The organism is Desulfococcus sp. (genome assembly GCF_041737845.1).
Classification (GTDB): domain Bacteria; phylum Desulfobacterota; class Desulfobacteria; order Desulfobacterales; family Desulfococcaceae; genus Desulfococcus.
On sequence record NZ_JBGSQX010000167.1, the window covers coordinates 1 to 23,342 of the forward strand.

General features: G+C 58.7%; 21 protein-coding genes and 1 tRNA gene. 5 read left to right on the forward strand and 17 right to left on the reverse strand.

The window, feature by feature from the left end; all coding sequences use genetic code 11:
* Nucleotides 1-194 precede the first annotated feature (194 nt).
* The 4 genes from ACEW8N_RS20600 to ACEW8N_RS20615 all read left to right on the forward strand — a co-directional run bounded on the left by ACEW8N_RS20600 (nt 195) and on the right by ACEW8N_RS20615 (nt 2,831).
* Nucleotides 195-602, forward strand: coding sequence for a threonyl-tRNA synthetase editing domain-containing protein (locus ACEW8N_RS20600; RefSeq protein WP_373501751.1), 408 nt, complete (start codon nt 195-197; stop codon nt 600-602).
* Between the two features lie 18 nt (nt 603-620).
* Nucleotides 621-1,172 carry a GAF domain-containing protein gene (locus ACEW8N_RS20605; RefSeq protein WP_373501752.1) on the forward strand — a complete coding sequence of 184 codons (552 nt, stop codon included), beginning with the start codon at nt 621-623 and terminating at the stop codon, nt 1,170-1,172.
* 76 nt (nt 1,173-1,248) lie between these two features.
* Nucleotides 1,249-2,106, forward strand: a complete 858-nt coding sequence (locus ACEW8N_RS20610) for a histidinol-phosphatase (RefSeq protein WP_373501753.1) — start codon at nt 1,249-1,251, stop codon at nt 2,104-2,106.
* A 263-nt stretch (nt 2,107-2,369) separates the two neighbouring features.
* The gene (locus tag ACEW8N_RS20615; protein ID WP_373501754.1) at nt 2,370-2,831 is read left to right on the forward strand and encodes a NifB/NifX family molybdenum-iron cluster-binding protein; all 462 of its coding nucleotides are present in this window, start codon (nt 2,370-2,372) and stop codon (nt 2,829-2,831) included.
* A gap of 92 nt (nt 2,832-2,923) precedes the next feature.
* On the opposite strand, the gene ACEW8N_RS20620 is transcribed toward ACEW8N_RS20615, so the two are convergent.
* From ACEW8N_RS20620 to hisI, 17 genes are all read right to left on the reverse strand, one after another.
* Nucleotides 2,924-4,669: a hypothetical protein gene (locus ACEW8N_RS20620; protein ID WP_373501755.1), complete on the reverse strand. Its 1,746-nt coding sequence runs from the start codon at nt 4,667-4,669 to the stop codon at nt 2,924-2,926.
* A gap of 760 nt (nt 4,670-5,429) precedes the next feature.
* A complete protein-coding gene (locus tag ACEW8N_RS20625) occupies nt 5,430-6,545 on the reverse strand; it encodes an NADH:flavin oxidoreductase (RefSeq protein WP_373501756.1) in 1,116 nt (371 codons plus the stop codon).
* A gap of 33 nt (nt 6,546-6,578) precedes the next feature.
* A complete protein-coding gene (locus tag ACEW8N_RS20630; protein WP_373501757.1) occupies nt 6,579-7,151 on the reverse strand; it encodes a flavin reductase family protein in 573 nt (190 codons plus the stop codon).
* A gap of 91 nt (nt 7,152-7,242) precedes the next feature.
* Nucleotides 7,243-7,740, reverse strand: a complete 498-nt coding sequence (locus tag ACEW8N_RS20635) for a hypothetical protein (RefSeq protein ID WP_373501758.1) — start codon at nt 7,738-7,740, stop codon at nt 7,243-7,245.
* Nucleotides 7,722-9,275 carry a serine/threonine protein kinase gene (locus ACEW8N_RS20640; protein WP_373501759.1) on the reverse strand — a complete coding sequence of 518 codons (1,554 nt, stop codon included), beginning with the start codon at nt 9,273-9,275 and terminating at the stop codon, nt 7,722-7,724. The genes ACEW8N_RS20635 and ACEW8N_RS20640 overlap by 19 nt, the downstream gene beginning before the upstream one ends.
* A gap of 387 nt (nt 9,276-9,662) precedes the next feature.
* A tRNA-Met gene (locus ACEW8N_RS20645) sits at nt 9,663-9,739 on the reverse strand.
* A gap of 134 nt (nt 9,740-9,873) precedes the next feature.
* Complete coding sequence (locus ACEW8N_RS20650) at nt 9,874-12,978, reverse strand: hypothetical protein (protein ID WP_373501760.1); 3,105 nt, start codon at nt 12,976-12,978, stop codon at nt 9,874-9,876.
* An 18-nt stretch (nt 12,979-12,996) separates the two neighbouring features.
* Nucleotides 12,997-13,515 (reverse strand): hypoxanthine phosphoribosyltransferase, encoded by a 519-nt coding sequence (hpt, locus tag ACEW8N_RS20655; protein WP_373501761.1) that lies wholly within the window; start codon nt 13,513-13,515, stop codon nt 12,997-12,999.
* Between the two features lie 194 nt (nt 13,516-13,709).
* Complete coding sequence (locus tag ACEW8N_RS20660; protein WP_373501762.1) at nt 13,710-14,609, reverse strand: DnaJ C-terminal domain-containing protein; 900 nt, start codon at nt 14,607-14,609, stop codon at nt 13,710-13,712.
* A 140-nt stretch (nt 14,610-14,749) separates the two neighbouring features.
* A complete protein-coding gene (gene fetB, locus ACEW8N_RS20665; protein WP_373501763.1) occupies nt 14,750-15,544 on the reverse strand; it encodes an iron export ABC transporter permease subunit FetB in 795 nt (264 codons plus the stop codon).
* A gap of 24 nt (nt 15,545-15,568) precedes the next feature.
* Nucleotides 15,569-16,165 carry an ATP-binding cassette domain-containing protein gene (locus ACEW8N_RS20670; protein ID WP_373501764.1) on the reverse strand — a complete coding sequence of 199 codons (597 nt, stop codon included), beginning with the start codon at nt 16,163-16,165 and terminating at the stop codon, nt 15,569-15,571.
* 36 nt (nt 16,166-16,201) lie between these two features.
* Nucleotides 16,202-16,519: an HNH endonuclease gene (locus tag ACEW8N_RS20675; RefSeq protein ID WP_373501765.1), complete on the reverse strand. Its 318-nt coding sequence runs from the start codon at nt 16,517-16,519 to the stop codon at nt 16,202-16,204.
* Nucleotides 16,520-16,557: 38 nt separating this feature from the next.
* Entirely contained in the window at nt 16,558-17,466 is a 909-nt protein-coding gene (era, locus tag ACEW8N_RS20680) for a GTPase Era (RefSeq protein ID WP_373501766.1), read from the reverse strand.
* A complete protein-coding gene (gene yihA / locus ACEW8N_RS20685; RefSeq protein WP_373501767.1) occupies nt 17,463-18,059 on the reverse strand; it encodes a ribosome biogenesis GTP-binding protein YihA/YsxC in 597 nt (198 codons plus the stop codon). Before yihA ends, era begins: the two co-directional genes overlap by 4 nt.
* Nucleotides 18,056-19,234 (reverse strand): pyridoxal phosphate-dependent aminotransferase, encoded by a 1,179-nt coding sequence (locus ACEW8N_RS20690; RefSeq protein WP_373501768.1) that lies wholly within the window; start codon nt 19,232-19,234, stop codon nt 18,056-18,058. Before ACEW8N_RS20690 ends, yihA begins: the two co-directional genes overlap by 4 nt.
* Nucleotides 19,235-19,244: 10 nt before the next feature.
* Nucleotides 19,245-20,120, reverse strand: a complete 876-nt coding sequence (gene hisG, locus ACEW8N_RS20695; protein ID WP_373501769.1) for an ATP phosphoribosyltransferase — start codon at nt 20,118-20,120, stop codon at nt 19,245-19,247.
* Nucleotides 20,117-20,494: a phosphoribosyl-AMP cyclohydrolase gene (gene hisI / locus ACEW8N_RS20700; protein WP_373501770.1), complete on the reverse strand. Its 378-nt coding sequence runs from the start codon at nt 20,492-20,494 to the stop codon at nt 20,117-20,119. Before hisI ends, hisG begins: the two co-directional genes overlap by 4 nt.
* Nucleotides 20,495-20,986: 492 nt before the next feature.
* On the opposite strand from hisI, the gene ACEW8N_RS20705 reads away from it, so the two are divergent.
* Complete coding sequence (locus ACEW8N_RS20705; protein WP_373501771.1) at nt 20,987-23,335, forward strand: penicillin-binding protein 1A; 2,349 nt, start codon at nt 20,987-20,989, stop codon at nt 23,333-23,335.
* Nucleotides 23,336-23,342 lie beyond the last annotated feature (7 nt).

A 23,342-nucleotide genomic window follows, 5' to 3' on the forward strand; every position in this document is an offset into this window, starting at 1 on the left:
CCCTGCCGCGCGACGGCGGCGGAGGCGGTCGTGGCAGGCAGGGTGCTGGACGGCCCGACCATTGCAGAAGCGGCCCGGGCGGCCATGGCAGATGCCGAGCCCATGTCCGGGAACGGCTACAAGATTCCGATGTTCCTGGGCGTCATCGAAGAGGCCCTCGGGGCGCTGGCCTGACGCCGCAACAAGGAGATCCTGTGAGAGTTCTGTTCTGGTTCTGCGAAAGATTCGCCTGGACGCCGACCCTCAAGACCCTGGAAAACGCTCCCGACGCGGCCCCGGACGAGCGCACCCGCGCGGTGGTGGCCTTCATCCATGTCGAGCCCGGGGACCTGGGGGACGGCAGTTCGGCCGAGACCAAACTCGTGAAAAACGCCAAATGGGTGGCGAGAAAATGGGAGGCCCAGGAGGTCGTTCTTCATTCCTTTACCCATCTGGGAGAGGCCAAGGCCGATCCCGAGGCGGCCAGGGCCCTCATTGACCGCGCGGGAGAGCGGTTGAAAAGCGCCGGATACGCGACCGTCCAGACCCCCTACGGATATTTCAACGACCTGTCCATCGAGGCCCCGGGGCATCCCCTGGCCCGGATTTTCAAGGAATTTTAGGATATAAAGGAGGTGAGCATGAAAAATCTGAGACTTAACTACGAAACCCTGATCAAGATTACCCGGTCTCTGACCCAATCGAAGAAAACGGAAGAGATCATCCAGATGACGGTGAAGAGCATCAAATCCGCACTGGACATCAAGGGATGCACCCTCTTCCTGGTCAACCGCGGCACGAATGAACTGGAGGTCGCGGCCTCAACCGGCCTGAGCAGGGAATATCTCAACAAGGGGGCCATCAGCGCCCTCAAGTCCATCGCCGATTCCCTGAAAGACGGCCCGGTCGCGGTCTACGACGTTGGTGACGACCCCCGCATCCAGTATCCCGAGGCGGCCAAGGCCGAAGGGATCGCGTCCATCCTCTCCGTGCCCATCATGATCGGCGACGAGGCCATCGGCGCCGTGCGGGTCTACACGGAGAAAAAGTGGGATTTCACCCTCGATGACGTGAATTTCGTGCAGGCTATCGCCCAGATCGCGGGGATCATCATCGAGATGACCCGGCTCTACCAGGGGCAGAGTGAATACATCGAAACCCTGTCGACCATGTGCGAATCCCCCGCGCTTTAACCCCATGTCAACCCCGGCCGCCGTAAACGGCACGGCGCCGGGGTACATATCGAATCACGATCACGAAGGAAACCGGATGGAAGCAGTCATCGACCCCGCCTCGGACCTCCACCTCCACACCCGCTATTCCGACGGAAACGCCGGTGTCCGGGAGATGATCGAGGCCGCCGTGGCCAGGGGCTTTCGGAGGATCGCCATCACCGACCACATGCCCCTGCCCTTCGAAAGCCGCTACGCCATGGCGGTGGAAGAGATCGACCGCTACCGGGAGGAGATCCGCCGGGTCCGCGGGGAGTACGCGGGCGTCATCGAGGTTCGGCTGGGGCTGGAGATGGAATACCTTCCCGGCTTCGAGGTATGGACAGAAAAGATCGCGGCGGCCGGCTGGGAGCATGCCATCGGTTCGGTCCACGGCATCATTGCGGATGGTCGCCGCGGCATGGTGAACGGCACGCGGACGGAGTTCGAGCGGCTTTTATCGGCCCTCTTCAACGGGGATATCCGCGCCCTCTGCACCCATTATTACAAGCATCTTCAAAGGGTCGTGGACTCGGGGCTGGTCAGCACCGTGGGTCATCTGGATGTTCTCAAGAAGCACAATCGGGACGGCATCTTTTTCGATGAGACGGCGGCCTGGTACTGCGATCTGGTCATGGAAACCCTCAACCATGTCAAGGCGTCCTCCATGACCGTCGAAATCAATATGTCCGGCTGCGACCACCCGACGGCCGCGCCCTATCCCAGCCCGTGGCTCGTCGCCGAATGCATTCGCCGCGACATCCCGCTGGTTCTCTCGTCCGACGCCCACCGGCCGGAAAACATCGGTCGGAATTTCGAAAGGTTGCCGGACATGCTATGCCCGGCCAGTGCAGATTGGGGACGCTGCCCGTCATCGGAGGAGAAAATTCCTCCCGAGTCTTCTTTACCTTACTGAATGCTTTCCTTCTCCGGGAAAAATCATTCGGAATATCCGCAGAAGCCTGAAAAAAGGATCGGCCGCCTGCCCGGCGCCATGGCATAATTTCGGCAGCCGATGGCGAAAATCCAGGCGCCGGCTTTGGGAACGGATGCAGTCTATAGTTATGAGCTGGGTTTCAAAATAATCCTTGATATTATGAAATCAGTCTGATAATACATTCTTACATTGAATGCCATTCTCCCGTATTCACCCCAAACCAACAGCAAGGAAAAAGCGTCATGAAAATCGCGATCAGTACATCCGGAAAAACCCTGGACAGTGATGTGGAACCCCGCTTTGGCAGGAGCCCGGGGTTCATCCTGTTCGACACCGACACCCAAAACGTCCAGTACCTGGATAATGCCGCACAGCAGAATCTATCCCAAGGGGCCGGCATCCAGACCGCGCAGATGATTGCCGAAGCCGGGACCCAGGTGGTAATCACGGGCCAGGTCGGCCCCAAGGCCGCCCAGGTGTTGGACCAATCCAAGATCAAAATCCATGCATGCGCCGGCGGAACCGTCCGGGAAGCCCTGAAGGCACTAGATGAAAACGCCCTAAAGGCGTTCAGCCTCGATGATGCCGCTCAGGTCGTTCCAAATAAGCCGGGGGACCAGGACATGGGCGGCGTCGGCCGGGGCAGAGGTCCGGGCCAGGGCGGGCGCGGCATGGGCGGCGGCGGGGGTCAGGGGCGGCGATAAGGACTGAAAACTGCCCGGTCTCTCAACATGCCGCCGGAACCCCCACAGGGGGCTTCCTCGATGCGGATGGCGACCACGCGCCGCGTCCCGTCTCATTCATGGGTGGGTTTCAGAACATAGACGTCCGCCTGGATGCCGTTTTCCCCGAAGAGCGTCCGGGAACCCATGGCCGGGTACATGGAAAGACCATCCAGAATCGGCGCCGCGACCTTGTTGGAGAGGCAGGCCATCTGACCTGCGTCCCCGGCCCTGCCGGTCATGCCGGCAAGGGTCAGAGCCCAATTAAGGAGATCCTTGGCCCTGGCGGCGGCCTCGCCGGTTTGAAGGTAGACCACCTGGTTGTTGGGGTCGGTGAGCCCCCTGTTGACGGCGCTGAAGGACGGGGAATCCGCAAGGCGCTTCCCGCCCGCTTCCCGCCCCAGAAGGGTTTTGAGGAGCCCCCGGCTGGAGGCCAATACCAGGAAGCCGTCCCGAACCGTATAGCCGGGACTGATGTCTTCGCCGTAGGGCAGCGCCACATACCGGATGGTGCTGCCCTGGAAATCTTCCGCCGCCTTGGCCAGCCCGAAATGCCGGACGGCGGCGTCCGCGAGCCGGTCGATGACCTCCGGCTGCCCCACCTCGGCCAGGATGGCCAACTCGGGCACGGGGAACATCCCGCCGGTCTGGATGTCCCGAATCATGACGGCGAACTGGCTGCCGAAGGCGTTCATGGCGTCTTCGAAGGGAACCCCGGTTTTCCCCTCAAAATCCCGCCGGAATTCCGCCGCCTCCCCGGGGTTGAGGCGGGAGAGGTCCAGAACGGATTCAAGGAGATGACCGAGATTGTTCTGCCAACTGTAATACAGGACCGCCTCGGGCATCCAGGGGAGGGTCGTGTTGCTTTCCGGCGGGACGGTCAGCATACGCGCCATGTCCGGCGAAAGGTCCGCGGCATTGTACTTGACCCGCCAGCGGTGGTGGACCACCTGGCCGTCGTCGGTCGCGACGGCGGCGATGACGGGCCTGGCCTGATTGAACCCGCCCCACAGATTCCGGGCCTCGTCCGCGGAGGCGTCACCGGCATTTTTCTGATCCGCAAGATCGAACCATGTGTTGAGGACGGCGTGAAGGTTGATCCAGGCAAAGCCATGGGCCGTTTCCGGCGTCGCCAGCTCCGCGCGCAGGGCGGCATAATCGGGTGACCGGGCCAGCGACAGGCGGGCGCCTGTCTGGGGCGCCAAGCAGCGGACAATAGGCTTCGGGTCCAGGGCAACCAGCCCCAGACCGCGATGGACGGCGACGAAAAGCGGCGGACCGTCTCCCGTCTCGATCCTGTCCATCCGGACGTCGTCTGCCGTATGGGCCGTGATGGTCAGATCCCGGGCGAACATCTTCCCGATCCACTGGATCATTTCAGCCGGCTTTCCGGGCCGGAGCACCATGACGGCGGACTCATGCCAGAGCCTTTCCGGGGCCGACCGAAGGGCATCCGGGTCCGGCTGCAGGACGGCGACCACCGCAAGATCCCCGAAAAGCGTGTCGAACCAGGGGCTGTCTAGGCCCGCCATCAACCGGGCCTGAAGCCGGCTCAGGCGTTCGATCTCTTCAGGATCCGCGTTGAAGGCCCCCATGCAGGCCGGCATTTCGATCCCCGAAACCGCCCGGCCCAGGGGGCCGGCCCTGAATTCATCCAGACTTTCCTTCAGGTCGACCGCCTCGATCATCACCAGGGTCTCTTCGGGCAGCAGCTCCGCCGGCTGGATCACGCCCGCCGCCGGTCGGTTGAAATACCAGACGGCACCGCCCGCGGAAAGGATGCCCAGCAAAACAACAACGATCACGAGTCTCTTTTTCATTTCAGCGCTCCGTATTGAGTTGAACCTGGTTGTTGTATCGAAAGATTGACGGTTTCGCAAAAAGGCCGATATCTGCGTTACGCGTATCCCTCGTCACTGCGGCGTACCATAAGTACTTTTCATTCCTCGGGATTCGCAAGCCTTGATCTCGACCTTTTTACAAAACCATCAGAAAATCGACTTTTTGCGAATCCATCAAAGATTTGAGGGAATGCAAGATCAGCGGCTTGGCATGCTGAAGGGGAGATTTTTGGCGCGGAATGTGTCCGTCGCCTGATGGAGGGGGTTGCCGGAGCTTGTTTATCGGCTTTCAAACAAAAATGTCGCGGGGTCAAGGCAAGGGTTGCTATTTTTTTAATCCGGCCTGTTTTCGTCCCTGAGACGCTCTTCCCAATACGTCCTGAACTCAGCGGCATATTTATTTACCCAATCGAAAACGGCCTGGTTGCCCAAATCCTTCATGGCCTTTTCCGATTCAATCCATTTGTGTTTCAGGATTTCATTGATTTGCATATAATGGATCTTTTCCCGGATCATTTGTAGTCTGTTATCCATCTTGTTTTCCTGGGTTGCAATTTTATTCTCGGCGTCTCTTCTTCCGCCTATCCACCGGTTATCTTAATGTGTCATGTAACGGCTGTCAATGGCTGAAAAAAGGATTCATCCTCCTGGCGGTGCGCCCTTATGTTGCCGTCTCTGATCCGAACAGCCGTCATGCCGGGCGGGCTTCGAATGAAGTGGACCCGCCTCCGACCGGCGTCTACTCGCTGCCCTTTTTCTCCCGCTCCTCGAGCACGCAGTATATCCCCCGGCCTTCCATGGCCGGCTTGAAGCAAAGGTTGTCCGACTTGCAGGAGGCTATGGCCGTGTCTCCGGACTGCCAGCGCTGAATCAGTTCAGGTTCCCGAATCAGGGGCCGGCACAGGGCGATGTAGTCGGCCTGGGAGGATGCCGCCAGCGCTTCCGCCACCTCCAGGGACCGAATGCCGCCCACCAGAATCAGGGGGATACGGATACGGGCTTTGTAATCCCGGGCGGCGTCCCGATAGAAAACCTGCCGGTCGGGGGTGTCGAATTTGCCGGTCCTGACCGGGGTGTTCTTGCCCGAAAGGGGGGTGCCGCCGCTGAGCTCTACGGCGTCCATCCCGGCGCGCTCAAGCACCTGGCAAACCGCCAGCATGTCCTGCCGACTGAAACCGCCTTCGACAAAATCCTCCGAATTCAACTTGATCAGCACCGGAAAGGTTTTGCCGACGGCCCGGCGGATGCGATCCAGGACCTCCAGAACGATACGGGCGCGGTTTTCGATGCTGCCGCCGTAGCGGTCCTGCCGCCGGTTGTAGCAAGGCGAAAGGAACTGGCTGAGCAGATACCCGTGGGCGGCATGGATCTGAACCCCGTCAAAGCCGGCTTTCCAGGCTCTTGCCGCGCCGGCGGCAAAGGCTTCGACGACGCCCTCAATATCGTCAAGGGTCATTTCCCGGCAGACGGGGGCCTTTTCCCCTTCGAGGACTGAAGGCCCCATGGCGGGCAGGCCTGACAAACCGGTGGCGGCCTGGCAGCCGGCGTGGGCCAGCTGGACGATGATCCTGCCGTTTCGGGCGTGGACCGCCGAGGCCATCCGGGCCAAACCCGGAAGCAACCCGTCGTCGTAAATGCCCATCTGTCCGGGTCCGGCCTGGCCTTCCCGGCTCACATGGGCATGGCCGCTGATGATCAATCCAACGCCCCCGTCCGCCAGCCGGGTCATCAGGTCTATCAGGCGAGGGGTGCAGGCGCCTTCGTCGTCGGCCATCCCTTCCCAGGTGGCCGAGCGCACAAAACGGTTTTTCAGGATCAGGGAGCTGAGGGTCGTTTGTTCAAAGAGTGACGGCATGACTGTTCCTTTATAGTGTCCTGGCGTTCAGGATCATTCGGGTTTTTTCGTCTTCAGGGCCTTGCCCGCATGCCAGCAATTGCCGACGGCCGGCCCTATCGACCAGTACTTTTTGCTCGCCATGTCGAAAAGCAGCGGCCGCAGTTTGGCGATGTCGATTTTGCCGTCGGTCAGAACGCCGTCATCAGCATGGGTCTGAACCAATTCGCCGATAAAAATTTCATGGGTCGGAAAATCGAGTACGTCGTGGAGCCGGAGTTCCATATTGACGAGGCACTGGCGGACCATCGGCGCGGTTTTCAGCTCACCGTAAAAAACGTCGAACAGGGCGGCCTTGTCAGTTTTCCTGCCCGTCATGATGCCGCAGTAATCGGTTTCCACCATGAGGTTCTCCGACGGCAGGCAGATGCTGAACGTCCGGTTTTCATGGATGCCGGCATTGGAGTAGTGGACCTTGCCAAGGCCGATGGATAGATACTGGGGCGTTCCGTGGTTCAGAATGCCCACGTGGGCGACCGCCAGGAAATTCGGCTTGCCGTTGACCGTTGCGCCCACCAGCGTGGTGGGCATCGGATACAGTGCGTTTACGGGTCCGATGGAATTCATATCGTTATTTTCCTTTTTTTTGCGTTGAAACGGTTGTGGGTCGTAATCGGTCAAAGATGGATATTGGATCAACTCATGATGACTCCCCGCGCTATGGCTGTAGGATCTGGAACGAATAGGTTTCCTTGAAGACCTGGCGTCCCGCCTTGACGGTCAGCGCAAAGACGTAAGCCCCGGGAGACGCACCGGGCGGTATCTGGATATAGGCGTTCACGGCCCATGTGCCCGGAACAAAAGTATAGCGGGTGGTGTCTTTCAAAACGACTTTTCCCTTGTGCGTCACCTGCCGGACAATCGTGCCGGAGATACTTTCCGCAGAGCAGGAAGCATAGGTGAAACGGGTAAGTATCTGTTCCCCGGGAACCATCTTATACGGCCTGAATAACGAATCCTCCAGATAAACCGAGGAATTGCCGGCACAACGATGCTTCTTCTTCGTCTCCTCGTAGGAAGCGACAAGCTGCTCACCCGGCTTATACGCCAGCTTGTAAGCCGACAGTTCAGTCTTGAGCAGCGCTTTCTGGCATGCCACAAGGAAAAGAGGCATCAGAAACAACATCAACACCCGGACTATTTGATGATGCGCCATCCTTGATTCTCTCCTTCAGGTTTTTTGCCGGATTTTTCGCTGGATTCTCTATTGGCGGGCGACTTTCTTTTGTTCTCCGAATACTGCTCAGGTCTTGCGATCTTCTTTCCTTTAGACGGGTCAGCCTTCGGGGGCGCTGCATTGGGTTCCACCAGTTCCTCGTTTCTGGGCGTTTCCGCCAGCCCCGGTTGCGGCCATTCATTGGGCTCGGAGCGCTGCATATCGGAACTCCCTACAGATGAAGGCGCAGGTTGCGTTAGCGGCGGGCTCCCCGTCTCCCCGGGGGAGAATGGCGCCTGCGGAAAGGGGGGCGTTACCAGGAACCCCCCGTCGGTACCCCTGGGGGCGCTTTCCGGCGCTGCCTCGGGAGGCGGGGATGTTTCTGGCGTCTGTGTTCCGTCACCCACGGTCACGGGCAGCGCGGAGGATGAAGGTATCCTGTATGCAGGGGAGAATGTCGTGGGAATCGTGTCCTCGGGGCGGTTTCCTTTCTGGGAATCCCCAAAAAAAAGAATGTGCATCAACAACCCGATGAGAACCATTCCGGTCCCCATGAGGAGATAAAAGACTTTCCGATCGAAACGGTCCGGAAAAAGAAGTTCTTCTTCCGATATCCCGATGGGGGAGGCATCGTTCTCCCGGGAAGATGACCCCGGTTCTCTCCCATCCTCTTCCTGAACCAGGAGCGGCCCCTCGGAAGGGATGGCAGCGCCGGGTTTGCCCCCCTCGGTAAACTGCAGCAAGGCGCTTGTGAGTTCTTCCGCGGATTGAAATCTGTCTTGAGGATTCTTGGCGAGGGATTTCAAGATGAGGTCGCAGAAAGCCCTCGGGAGCTCCGGAGTGATGGCCGCAGGGTCACGCGGAATCTCCTCCATGTGGGCTTTCATGACCTCGAATCTGGATTTGCCGTGAAAAGGCACCTGCCCGGTGAGCATCCGATACAGCGTGATGCCAAGGGAATAAATGTCCGATGCGGCCTCGACGTTTTCCCCTCGGAGCTGCTCCGGAGACATGTACCATAGAGATTCCAGCCGCATCCCCGTCACGGAGATCCCTTTTTCACCGAAGACCTTGGCGATCCCGAAGTCCTTCACCTTGATGTTCCCGTCCCCGGTGATCAAGATGTCGCTGGGCTTCAAATGACGGTGATGGATTCCCCGCTTGTGCATGAAAGCTATGGCGTCCAGGATTTTCAACACGATCCGGAGGGCTTCGGACCGCTCCAGGAAACCCACCCGGGTGAGCCTTTTTTCCAGACTCTCGCCCTGAACATATTCCATCACAAGATAGATCCCCTTGCTGTCTTTCAGGTATTTCAGGACGTTGACAACATGGGGATGAAAGAGTCCAGCCTGTCGATTGGCCTGGTTCAGAATTCGGTCTCGCGTTGCCGGGTTCGCGGACAACTCGGGCGAGAGCATCTTTATGGCAACCAGTTGCTCCGATTGGGAATGCAGTGCCCGGTAAACCATTCCGATATCGCCCCGGCCGAGCAGGTTGAGGACTTTGTATGGTCCGATTTGGTGACCAATCATGGTTCATCCTATCCTCTTTGATATTTGAACGAACGGTAACCACCTTTGTCGATGATTACAATGTCGTGGGAATCGAAAGAAGCCTTCTTGATTTGCCCTGGAGATACGGCAATTAAAATTCAATTTTTAATATTTTTTCAAGTTGTTATAAAAAAACAATATCAGTATGCGCGAAAAAAAGGAGTGGCGTAATCCATTCAGGCATAAGGATTCAGTTCTTACTTGCAGGGATATCTATGTTTGAGAAAGGGGCGAACACTCCTGTACGCACCCCCAACCACTTTGGAGTTGATCCTATACTATTGGATTCTGTCGGACAACAGAAAAGAAAAAGGCCTGATTTCTCAAGCCTTTTTGGACAGTATCGGATGATGCTGGATTGGGTGATGGTGGCGATGCAGGGACTTGAACCCCGGACACTGCGGATATGAGCCGCATGCTCTAACCAGCTGAGCTACATCGCCATTTGGACGGACCTGAAAAAACCTTGCATGCTGCTTCCGTGACGGCCATCCCCCCTGATGTCCACCGGGTTCAGCCCCAAAAGCGTTGATTCAGATAGCAGGCTTGCCGCATAAAGTCAAGCTGAATTTCCCTGCTATCCCCCGGAAGGCACGGATCCTTTCACCGCCACGTCAAACGCCTCCAGTGTGCCCGGGAGATGATCAAAAACGATCATGTAGGAGAGCACTTTTCCCGAAGGGACATTGACATTGCTGCTGTTTTTTCCGGCCTTGTTTCGGAGGAGATCCTTGATCCGATCGGACGGCAGCGTGGTCAGTTCCTGGTCCGTCAGGTTGTTGCCGCAGTATACGCTTTCTTTACCGGCGGCTTTTTTCCCCGGCGAGAACAGCCTGCCCACCACCTCGATGTGGCTTTGGGGCGACGGGAAGTCGTTTCTAACCTTTCCGGTGATGACAAACAGCGTCCCCACGACCTTGTTTTCCACAAAGCGGTTTTTGATCGTGTTTTCCAGGGCCACAATCTCGCCGGCATGGTTCGGTGCCGCGACATGTTCTTTCAAAAACGGAATGTTATGAAGGATATTTCTCGCGTTGAAGCCTTCAAAGAGCCCGAAGGAATATGCCCCGAACAGAAGAGCGCCTATGAGCGCCAGCACCAGAATCAACACAGACAATCCGATTCGTCTCCGTCCCCCGGGCTCGCCGGCCGCGATCAAGCTGCCGCGGTTCTCAGCATGGGCCGCGACTTTTTGAGGCTTTTTATCCTCAGGCGGATTCTCATTCAGTTCCTCAAACTCATTCGTTGGAATACCCATGTCAAATGCATCTATGAAATCCTCATCCCGATGCCCCATCTCCTGAGCTCTCAGATCACGATCGGATGAAAGCAGGATCTCCTCAACCACCTCGAAACTTTCCGGCTCATCCTGGAAAGTCGATTTCACATCCGGATCGGACCCGCCGGCCACCCCGGCGTGTACCGCCGCTGGCTCGGTTTCCAGCGCATCCGGGGCTTCCTCGAATCTTTCCAATTCCATATTGAACAAGAATTCTTCATCGGATTCCGAATCACCATCGATGGCCTTCAGCATTTCATCTACTTCTGATGCACGGGCGTCGGCATGGCCTGCGCCGGCATCATCCCGCTCCAGCTCAAGGGAAACCTTCTTTTCTGCGACCGGGGCTTTTTCGAGATCGCGCCGGGGTGCATCATCAGCCTTTTCCGAAACCGCGGCATCCTCCCCGGACTCTTCCTGATCCAGTTCCAAGGAAAAATCCTCTTGCTCATCCGAAGCGGCCTTCCCTGCTTCGGAAATGCTTTCCAACTCAGTTTCCAGGTCCAGCTCGAGGGAGAACTCTTCATCCCGGCCCCCGGCAGGAGCCGCCGCATCGGCAACCGGCCCCGGCGACAGGTCCAGATCGAACTCCGGAACCCCGCCGTCCCGGTCCGGAAGGGGCGCTTCTTCCGCCCCGTCGTCCAGATCCAGGTCCAGCTCAAGGGAGAACTCTTCATCCCGGAGGGCGGCAGGGGCCGCCATCTCCTGCGGGCTCTCCTCATCCAGGTCGAACACCAGCGCAACGGAATCGTCTTCCGCGGCGGCGTCTTCTTCCGCAGCCGCCGCCCTGTCTTCGCCGAGATCGAGGTCCAGCAGCAGATCGTCATCATCCAGGACCAGTTCCACGTCCTCGGATGCCGCCATCGGGTCCGGATCACGATTCAGACCGCCATCGGCCACGACCGTTGCCAGCCCATGCTCGTCCTCCTCGAGATCGAGATCCAGGTCCTCCAGAAGCCCCTCGTCATCCGGAACCGTTTCCATGACCGGATCACGCTTCAGCAGGGGGGCACCGTGCGCCATCGCGACCGTTGCCGGCCGCTCCTCGTCCTCCTCGAAATCCAGGTCCAGGTCCAGATCCAGAAAAAGGTTCTCATCCGTCTCCAGGACCGCATCCCTCGGGGCCCCTCCCGGAGCCGGGGCCACGGCCTCTGCCCTGCTGCCTTCCGCAGCCGCTGCCGGTCGATGCTCGTCCACATCGAAATCGAAATCCAGATCCAAAAGAAGGTTCTCATCCAGGCCCAGGCCGACATCCTCTGAAGGGGTCGCCCCGCCGTCATCATCCGCACCCAGATCGAATTCAAGGAAGTCCTCCTGGTTGTTCAGGCCCCCCCTTGCATCCAACTCTTTTTTCAGGCTTTGAATATCCAGCGGCAGGTTTTCGGGATCTTCCCCATCGACAAAAAAGTCGTCGTCTTCAATTTGCATCAGGCCCACATCTTCCGGGAATTGTTTGCTGCGGAACACGCCGCTTTTCTGGCGATGATCCATGTCAAGGAAAAGATCCAGCAGACCGTCCTTGCCCGCGGCGCCGAACCGGCCGTCCATTTCTGCCGATGCCGGGGCGGGCTCCTCCGAAAAGGAACCGGCGCCCGCCCCCGGCGCCGCCGCTTTTGACACGGCGTCGACAGGCCTTTTTTCGCTGGCGGGTCGGAATCTTTCGGATCGGCCATCCAGATCCAGGTCGAGGACGATGGTTTCGTCGTCGGAAACGGCGGAAAATTCCTCATCCAGATCCAGCGTGAACGGTTCCATCCCATCAAGGGCATCGGTGTCTTCCGCACCGTCGATACGCCTGATCGCATCGGCATCCAACCCCAATCCTTCCAGGTCGAAATCGAGAAAGAGGTTTCCGTCAGTGGCGGGTCCGCCGCCGGGGGTGCGGCTGGACCCACCCGCGGAAGCATCATTCCCTGTGTTGAAATCGATATCGTCGATGCCAAGCACCTCTGTTTTTTCATTGAACATGTCGCCGGCTCCCGATTTTTCTTCTTCATCCGCCAGAAAATCAAACGGGTCGTCCGTGTCGAGGAGACCGCCGGAAACCGTCTTCGGTTGAATGGGATCCATCCGATCTGGGGCCGCTCCGGCGGGATCGGAATGCTTTTTTTTCCCGTCGCTGTGATGGGGAGGATTGGCTTTCACGCTTTCGGACACATTTTTTTTCTTCCGTTTTTTTCCAGGCATGTCGGTTCGCAGAAAATCCCTTTTTTCTTTGGCGGTTTTTGGGGAAGGCATATCGGACCCCGCTTTGGCGGGGGTATCGACATTTTTTTCGACTGTCGGAATGACGACATCCAGAATCGCATTGCAGTGGGTGCAGCAGATTGTTGAAGTCTTGAGTTGCCCGGGATCTTCACCCAGTTCGATCTGGGTATCGCATTTATCGCAGGTAATTTTCATACCCTCCCCCCTCGGCGTTTATAATTGTAAATGGAAAATTCCCGGCAGCTCCCTGAAATTTTCAGCGTAATCGAGCCCGTATCCCACGAGAAATCCGGCATTCGCCACGTAGCAGGCATAATCTACGCAGACATCGGTTTTCCGGCGTTCGCGCTTGTCGATCAACGCACATATCTTGACGGTCTTTACACCAAGGCTCCTGATGTGCCGGACGAGATAGGAAAGTGTCAGTCCCGTATCAACGATATCCTCGACGATCAGAACGTGTTTCCCTCGGATATCAAGACCGACATCCTTTATCAGCTCGATATTGCCGGAAGAAGAGATATTGGCGCCATAACTCGACGCCTGGACGAAATCGATGGTGACGGGAACCGTCAGGTGCCGGCACAGGTCCGATAAAAAAATGAAAGCGCCTTTCAGCACGCCGATGAGAGCAAGTTCCTGATCCTTGTAATCATCGGATATGCTCCGGGCGACGCCGGCGACGAGCTTTTCGATCTCTTCCCGGGTCAGAACGGGGATGAACTCAGGCATGATCTCTATTATCGCAGTGTTTCATTAGGTTGTTTAGGGCGGCGATTTCCGGCCAGCAGGATTGGGGTTCCCCGATCCGCTGTGATTACGAACACCGCCATTTTGCCATCAAAACAGGAGCAATCTTTTGATCCAAATTCTGCCGATCTGAAAATAACTTATAGCATAGGTGTTTGTCAATCTTTTTGCTGTCATCATAAACCTGTCTCCCTCAGCTTTTCCACCAATTCCCTCTGGATGGGCGACAGGTCTGCAGGCATCTCCGTCTGGACGGTGACATACAGATCTCCCCGTTTGCCGCTTTTCATGGATGGAAGCCCCATTTCGGCCAGCCGCATCCTTGTCTTGTGACGGGTCCCCGGGGGGATCTTCAGGCTGAGCTCCCGGCCTTCCAGCGTGGGAACCGATATGGTGGTGCCCAGGATCGCATCCGTCAGCTTGATCTCCCTGACGACATGAAGGTCATGGCCCTCACTCGAAAAAACAGGGTCTTCGACAACCCTGGAACGGATATAGAGGTCGCCGGGAGGCCCGCCGTAAGGGCTGGGTTCGCCTTTTCCCGGAATCCGGAGCTTCTTGCCCGTGATCATCCCCTTGGGGATCTGCACGGTGAGCTGCTCGCTTCGTCCGCCGTGCTGGAAGCTTACGCTCCTGCTCGCTCCGGATGCCACGTCGCGCAGGGTCAGCGGCAGTTCATAGACCAGGTCCGCCCCCCTGGGCGCCGGTTGCTGTCCGCCGCCCCCGAAGGAGAAACGCTTGCCGCCCCCCCGGCCGCCCGTGAAGGAAAACCCCCTGCCGCCGAATCCAAGGTCCTCGAAGATGCTTGAAAAATCAAACCCCCTGAAGATGTCCTCCTGGGAAAAGCGCTGATGAAAATCGGTGGAGCCATAGGTGTCGTACTGCTTTCTCTTTTCCTTGTCGCTGAGGACGGCATAGGCCTCGCTGATCTTCTTGAACCTTTCTTCCGCCGCCTTATCATCCTTGGCATGGTCCGGATGATATTTCATCGCCAGCTTCCGGTAAGCCTTCTTGATTTCATCCTCCGAGGCGGTTCGATTCACCCCCAGTTCCTCGTAATAGTCCTTCTCGGCCATTTGGCATCACCCCCTGTCAAACGATTGACAACGCATCATGGATTACGCTGTAAAATTAAGTGAAAAAGCCACTGAGTCAAGGTGACCCAATCCGGGTATACCGGAACATCGGGGAACCCCCGTACGGCAGTCCGAGGCCTTCAGATCCGGAGGCGCTCCAATCGAAGCCGCTCGCGCTCGTCGAAAAGACGGCGGGCGCCCAGCGTCACCGCCAGGATCGTACCGAAGCCCGTGCTGCCGGCGATCAGAAACATGATCAGGATCTGGTATTTGACCGCTTCGACCGGGAGGGTTCCCGACAGGATCTGCCCCGTCATCATCCCCGGCAGACTGACCAGACCGACGACGCTCATGGAATTGATGATCGGGATCAATCCGCTGCGGATGCTCTCCCGCCGGATCGACTCGATGGCCTCGGACCATTTATACCCTAAAATCAGTCGGGCCTCGATGACCGTTCGCTGGTCCCAGGCCGTCGCGGTCAGGCGGTCGAGCCCAACGGCGATGCCGCTCATGGCGTTCCCGAGAATCATGCCCAGGAGGGGGATGGCATACTGGGGATGATACCAGGGCCGGATGTCGATCACGACCGTCAGGGCCAGAATCGTAACAGAAAACGAGGAAACGGACATGGACAGGGTGCCTATCCCGATGCCCCATGCGCCGGTAAACCGCCGTTTCTGCCGCCGCATGATTTCAACCCCCGCCACGCCCACCATGACCGCCGCGACCGCCCCAAGGCCCGCAGGATGAATGTGATCGAACAGGGCCTTCAGGACCATGCCGACCAGGGAAAGCTGCAGGACTGTCCGGCTGCCGGCAACGAGGAGCTGCCGGGCCAGGTGAAGCCTCATGGGGATTGAAAGGAAGGCAAGGCCGATCACCAGCAGCGCCGCCGCCGAGAGGTCAAGGGGGGAGAGGGATATCACGTGCATGATTCGTCCATCCTTGCCTTTCCGTCAATCCAATTGAATCAGGCCGCCGCCCTGAAACGCGAACCGGCCCGCGGCCACCCTGCGGATCTGGTCCGGATTATGGCTGACCCACAGGACGGGGGCCTCGTGAACCAGCCGATAGGACGCCACCAGGGCCTCCACCCGTTCCGTGTTTTCATCGTCCAGGTTCGCAGTCGGTTCATCCAGAAGAAGGGCTTCCGGGCGTCCCGCAAGAAGCCTGAGGAGGGAGAGGCGCTGCCGCTCCCCGCTGGAAAGACGCGAAATATCCCATGACAGCACATCCGGATCCAATCCAAGGTGCATGAAGCCCGCAGCATCGACATCCGAAAAATGATCGCCCACCGTCTCCCCCCACCAGGCGCCCTCGGCCGGGAGAAACCCGACCTTTTTCCGCCATGCGTGGGCCGGCAGGGTCCGGGCGCCGACGCCGTTCAGGACAATCTCGCCCGTATGGGGAATCAAGTCCGCCATGGCACGGAGCATCTGGGTTTTTCCGGATCCGGACGGCCCGGAGAGGCCGACGCATCGGCCCGGGCCGACCGCGAGGGAAAAGGGGCCTTTTCCATGAAAACAGAGATTGTCCACAACGAGTCCATTCATCTCCGTCACCTGAGACCCGAGAGGGCCAAGAACCGGTCAGTCCGTGCGAAACGACGCCAGATAGGCATCCCATTCCATGGGCAGCAGCTGCTTTTTCCGGTTGTTGCATTCCTTGCACGAAGGGACGACATTGCCTTTGGTGCTTTTTCCGCCCCGGCTGATCGGGACGATGTGATCCATGGTCACGGATTTCGGCGCGACGGCGATGCCGCAGTAATGGCATCGACCCCTGGCGCACTGCCGCTTCCACCACTGGGAAGCCCGCAGATCCCGGGCCTTCTCCCGCTCCCTGCGGATCTCGGATTCGTCGATGTGGCCTCCGAAGGGTTCGATCTCTTTTATTTGTTTAGGCATGGTTGGTCGCTGCGGCGCCGCAGGATGGGCATCCTGTATCAATAGCCAAATTTTCGAAGCGCACGGGTGTCCCGGCTCCAGTTCTTCTGCACCCGGACAAACAGCCTCAGGAACACCTGGGTCCCCAGCATGCGCTCCATATCCTCCCGGGCCGCCTGGCCGATCTGCTTCAGCTTCGACCCGCCCTTGCCGATCACGATCGCCTTCTGAGAGGACCGCTCCACATGGATGGTCGCGTGAATGCTGACCATCCGCTCCTTCTCTTCGAAGGATTCGACGGTGACCGCCGTCGCATAGGGGATCTCCTGGCCGGTCAGCCGGAACACCTTCTCCCGGATCATCTCGGCCGCGATAAACCGCTCCGGCATATCGGTGAGGGCGTCCTCGGGAAAAAAGGGCGGGCCCTCCGAAAGCATGCCCGCCATCTCTTCGACAAGGGCGTCCACCTGGTGCCCGTGCTTGGCGGATATGGGGACGACGGCCTGGAACGGGTACACCGTCCGCCACCGGTCGATGGCCTGAAGGACGGCTTCGGCCGGGACCTGGTCGGTCTTGTTGAGGGCCAGCACCACGTGTCGGGGCTGCTTCTCCAGCTTCTCCAGCACGAACCCTTCCGCATCGGGGTCGGGGGATTTCAGATCGACCATGAACAGGATCAGGTCCGCATCCCCCATGGCCGCGAGCGCCACATCCACCATCCTGACGTTGAGGCCCTGGGTGGCCCTGTGGACGCCCGGGGTATCCATGAAAACGAGTTGGGCGCCTTCCCGGTGCAGCACGCCGAGGATGCGGTTGCGGGTCGTCTGGGCCTTCTTGGAGGTAATCGACACCTTCTCGCCCAGGATCCGGTTGAGCAGGGTCGATTTCCCCGCGTTGGGGGCCCCGGCCAGCATCACGAACCCGGACCGGAATCCCTTGAGTCGCCCGGAGATCTCTTCTCCCATCATCCCTCCATTTTCCGGCGGACGACATCCGCCACGGCCTCCCAGACCTGTTCCCGGCCCTTCCGCGTCTGGGCGGAAAACAGGATGAGGCGATCGGCATCGACGCCCAGGGCCGCTGCGATGGCGCCCCGCTGATTGCGCTGCCGGGTCGTGGACAGCTTGTCCGTCTTGGTCAGGACAAGGATCCGTTCAATGCCGAACCGCTTCAGCCAGGCGATGAAATCGAATTCCTCCTGCCGGGGGACCCGCCGGATATCCAGGATCAGCACAACCCCGGCCAGGGTCTCCCGTCCGGACAGGTAGGTTTCGATCATGGGCCCCCAGGTCTTTTTGATGGGCAGGGGCACCTTGGCGTAGCCGTACCCGGGCAGATCCACAAAGGAAAATTGCCCGTTCACCTCGAAGAAATTGATGAGTTGGGTGCGCCCCGGCGTCGAACTGGTTTTGACCAGGCGCTTCCGGTTGACCAGGGTATTGATCAGGGAGGATTTTCCCACGTTCGAGCGCCCGGCGAAGGCAATCTCGGGAAGCAGGCCCGGCGGGTACTGGGAGGGCTTGACGGCGCTGATCACGAACTCGGCGGACGTGATGATCATCGCGGGGTTTCCGACTGAAGCGGCGGCCGGCGCAGCAGGTAGGCCTCGATCCGGTTCATGCCCTCTTCGATATTCTCCAGGGAATTGGCGTAGGAGAACCGCAGGTAACCCTCGCCGTGCCGTCCGAAATCGATGCCCGGCGCCACCCCCACGTGGGCCTTCTCGAGGATGTCGAAGGCCAGCCGGTAAGAGTCGCCGGAAAGGTGACGGGCGTTGGCGAACACGTAAAAGGCCCCCGTGGGCGGCACGGTGATGCCGAAACCGAGCGCCTTGAGGCGGTCGATCATGAAGAGCCGCCGTTTGTTGTAGGTCTCCTTCATCCGGGCGACGTCGGAGCCGGCCTCCTTCAGGGCCGCGATGCCGGCCTTCTGGATCACGGCATTGGCGGAGATGAAGAAATTCTGCTGGATCTTCTGGATGGGCCGGATGAACGCCTTGGGCGCGATGAGATATCCGAGCCGGAGACCGGTCATGGCGTGAAGCTTGGAAAACCCGTTGAGGACGAAGGCATGCTCCGTGAACTCCAGGATGGAGTGCTCCTTCCCTTCGTAGACCAGCCCGTGATAGATTTCGTCGGAGATGACAAAGGGCCCTTCGGGCGCGGCCATGGCCGCGATGGCCCGCATGCGGTCGGCCGAAAGCAGGTTGCCCGTCGGGTTGGAAGGGGAATTGATGAAGATGCCCCTGGTCTTTTCGGTGATCTTTTCCCGTATGGCCTCCGGCCGGTACTGAAACCCGTCCTCCTCGAAAACCGGAACCGTGACCGGAAGGCCGTCCACGAATTTGATGAAATTGGGGTAACAGGCATAATGGGGGTCCGAGATAATGACCTGGTCGCCGGGGTTCAACAGGACCGCGAACAGGCAGAACATGACCGGAGATGTCCCCGAACCGACGACCACCTGGCCCGGATCGACGGAGACGCCGTAGGTGTCTCCGTAATACTCGCAGATGGCCTCCCGCAGCTCGAGGAGGCCCAGGCTGTGGGTATAGTGGGTGTGCCCGTCCTTCAAGGCTTTGCAGCAGGCGTCGTTGACGCACTGGGGCGCATCGAAATCCGGCTCCCCCACCTCGAGATGGATGACATGGGTGCCGCCGCGCTCCATCTCGTGGGCCCGCTCCAGGACGTCCATGACAATGAATGACGAGATGCCGTCGAGTCGTCGAGAAATCATATTTCTTTCCTTATACGACCTTGTTCAGGGGATATTCGATGATCCCCTCGGCCCCGTTCTTGAGGAGCCTGGGAATCAGGTCGCGGACCACGCTGCTGTCCACCACCGATTCCACCGAGAGCCAGTCGGAATTGTAGAGATGGGCGATGGTCGGCGCATTCAGGCTGGGCAGAAGCGGAATGATCCGTTCGATGCACGGTTCGGGAACGTTCATCTTGATGCCCACCAGCTTGTCGCCCCTTAACGCCCCTTGGAGCAGAAGGGCGATCTGCTCGATCTTTTCCCGTTTCTCGGGGTTTTTCCAGACCTCGCGGTTGACGATGAGCTGGGTGTTGGTCTGCATCAGCTCGTGGATGATCTTGAGGCCGTGCGCGCGGATGGTGGTTTCCGTTTCCGTGACCTCCACAATGGCGTCGGCCAGGCCCGATACCACCTTGGCTTCGGTGGCGCCCCAGGAGAACTCGACCTCCACCGGGATGTTCTTCTCGGCGAAATACCGCCGGGTGAAGGCTACCAGCTCCGTGGCGATCTTTTTTCCCCGGAGGTCTTCCAGGGTTTTGGCCGGCGAGTCGTAGGGAACCGCAAGGACCCACCGGGCCGGACGGGCGCTGACCTTGGAGTAGATGAGATCCGCGGCCACGTAGACATCGGAACTGTTCTCGGCGATCCAGTCCTTCCCGGTCAAGCCGGCATCCAGGGTGCCGTTCTCGACATAACGGGACATTTCCTGTGCCCGGCAGATGGCGCAGTCGATGTCGTCGTCGTTGATTTCAGGGAAATAGCTCCTGCCGTTGACATTGATCTTCCAGCCGGAACGCTTGAACAGTTCAGTGGTGGCATTCTGGAGGCTTCCCTTTGGAATGCCCAATTTCAGCCGCTCTTTCATGTTTTGTACACCTCCTTGGGATCAAAGACCGGTTCCCCTACGATAGTGACCGTTCCATCCTCGATTTTCTGATAAAAACAGCTTCGATGGCCGGTGTGGCAGGCGGCGCCCCCGACCTGTTCGACCTTGAGCAGCACGGCGTCGTCATCACAGTCGACCCGGATCTCCTTTACGCGCTGGACATTTCCGGAGGTTTTTCCCTTGACCCACAGCGCATTTCTCGAACGGCTGTGGAACGAGGCCAGCCCCGATCGCAGGGTATGCTCCCAGGCCTCCTCGTCCATGAATGCCAGCATCAGGACCTCGCCGCTCCGGTAATCCTGAACGACGGCAGGCACCAGACCGCCCATTTTCTCAAAATTCAACTTGATCATCGATCATACTCTTTCATAAGGATCGCCGCGGCATTCCGCATGCCGGAAAATTCAGAAAACCTGCCTTGCCCGCGTTTCGCCCGTGCTTCAAAAGATCCGGGCCCCGGGCTTTCCGCCTCCGGCACCCCAAAAAGACCGCTTGACATTTCACGCGCTTTTCCGCCATATTCTCCGGCGAGGTTCTATTTATAAATCAAAACTGAGTTGAATAACCATAATATGCCATAAAGTCAATTTCTTTTTGGCGGTTCCGTAAAAAGGCCGATATCTGCGTTACGCGTACCCCTCGTCACTGCGGCGCACCTGAAGTACGCCGCAGTGACGAGGGGTACGCAAGCCGTATCTCGACTTTTTTCCGAAACCGCGTATACATCGACCTTTTATGAGACCATCTTTACTTTTTTTCCCATCGCAGGCCTCTTGCCTAACCCTCGTATATCTGATAGCGGGATTCCTGACAACCTTATCAACATGAAAACGAAGGACGCCGCCATGGCTCACGGAGACCAGAAACCCTCATCCTTTGGACGGTTCATCGGCCGGGTGATCCGGTTGGGAATTTTTCTTTTCCTGCTGGGTGTCATCTCTTCCGGGCTCCTTCTGGTGGGGCTGTACAAATATTTCAGCGAAGACCTCCCGCAGATTTCATCCCTCGCCGATTACCGCCCCCCCGTCATCTCCACGGTCTATTCCGATGACAACCGGGTGATCGCCGAGTTTTTCAAGGAGCGGCGAATCATCACCCCGTTTGCAGAGATCCCGGAAATGCTCGTCAATGCCTTCATCGCCGCCGAGGATTCCCGTTTTTACGAACACAAAGGCGTCGACATCGTGAGCATCATCCGGGCCGCGATCAAAAACGTCGAGGCCGGGACCGTTGTTCAGGGGGGCAGCACCATCACCCAGCAGGTGACCAAATCGTTTCTGCTCTCGCCCGAAAAGAAATTCCGCCGCAAGATCAAGGAAGCCATCCTGGCCTACCGTATCGACAGCGCCTTTTCCAAGGAAGACATCCTCTTTCTCTACCTCAACCAGATCTACCTCGGCAACGGGGCTTACGGGGTGGCCGCCGCCTCGGAAAATTATTTCGGAAAACCGGTCCGGGACCTCTCCCTGGGGGAATGCGCCGTCCTGGCGGGCCTTCCCCAGGCGCCAAGCCGCTATTCCCCCTACAAGCACCTGAACCGCGCCAAGGACCGTCAGCGGTATGTCCTCAAACGGATGGTGGAAGAGGGGTATATCCCCCAGAAAGCGGCGGACGAAGCCTTCGCCGCCCCCCTGAACATCCGGACCCGGCAGAACCTCTATCTTGAAACCGTTCCCTACTATACGGAATACATCCGTCAATACGTCGAAAGCAAATACGGCGCGGACGCGCTTTACCGGGATGGCCTCAAGATTTTCACCGCCGTCAACATCGAAATGCAGGATGCGGCCCGGGCGGCCATTGAACGCGGGCTGAGAGACCTGGACAAGCGCCATTCCGGATACCGGGGCCCCATCGAACACCTGGCCCCCGGAGCGGTTTCCGGTTTTCTGAAACAACTCGCAGAAACAGCCGATGCCCATGTCCGGGATGAGGTGATCCAGGCGGTGGTAACGGAGGTCTCCGCCCCAAAAGGCGGCGTCATGGTCCAGACCGCCTTTGGATCCGGACGGATCCCCTTTGGCACAATGAAGTGGGCATTGCGGAACGTCAGGGGCAAACGCGAATCGGAGCTGCTGTCCCGGGGGGATGTCATCTGGGTCCGGCCGGCGGAGAATACCACCGCGGACGGGGAAAGAGAACTCAGGCTGGAGCAGACGCCCGAAGCCCAGGCGGCCCTCATCTGTCTTGAGGCCGGCACCGGGTATGTCAAAGCCATTGTGGGCGGACGCAATTTCAAGGAAAGCCAGTTCAACCGGGCCATCCAGTCCAAACGCCAGCCGGGCTCCGCCTTCAAGCCGATCATCTATTCGGCCGCCCTGGACAAGGGATACACCCCCGCTTCGATGATATCCGACAACGTCTTCATTTACAAAGACGAGAACATGACCTGGAAACCCAAGAATTACGATAAGAAAATCTATGGCAGCAATCTTCTCCGCACGGCCCTGGCGCATTCGCGCAACCTGTCCACAATCAATCTGCTCGACAGAATCGGTGTCGGTTATGTCATCAACTACTCCAAAAAACTGGGGATCACCTCCGACCTCAGCCGGAACCTCTCCATCGCCCTGGGGTCTTCCGGGGTGTCGCTTCTTGAGCTGGTGACCGCCTATTCGGTTTTCGCCAATGAGGGCTACCGCATCGCGCCGGTCTTCATCACCGGCATCAAGGACCGGCACGGCGGGGAGCTTGAAGGCCTCAACATCGACGCCGAACAGGTCATCGACAAGGAAACGGCCTATCTCATGACAAACCTCATGGAGAGCGTCGTCAAGGAAGGCACGGGAAAGAACGTCCTCGCGCTCAACCGCCCCGTCGCGGGGAAAACCGGCACCACCAACAACCTCAATGACGCCTGGTTCATGGGATACACAACGGAGTACATCGCCGGCGCATGGGTCGGCTATGACCAGGAGCGCTCCCTCGGCCCCAAGGAAACCGGCGGCAGGGCGGCAAGCCCCATATGGCTCGATTTCATGCAGACCATCCATGTGGGGATTCCCGTAAAAGACTTCGAGGTGCCCGAGGGCATCGTCTTTTCCAAGATCGATTCGGATACCGGCCTGCTCCCTTCCCCGGGAACCCGGAACGTCCGCTTTGAATGCTTCAGGGAGGGGACCGCCCCCACCCGCTATTCGAAAAAAGCCGAGGCTGTCACTGAAAACGAACAGTTCTTCAAAATGGATATGTAGATCAAAA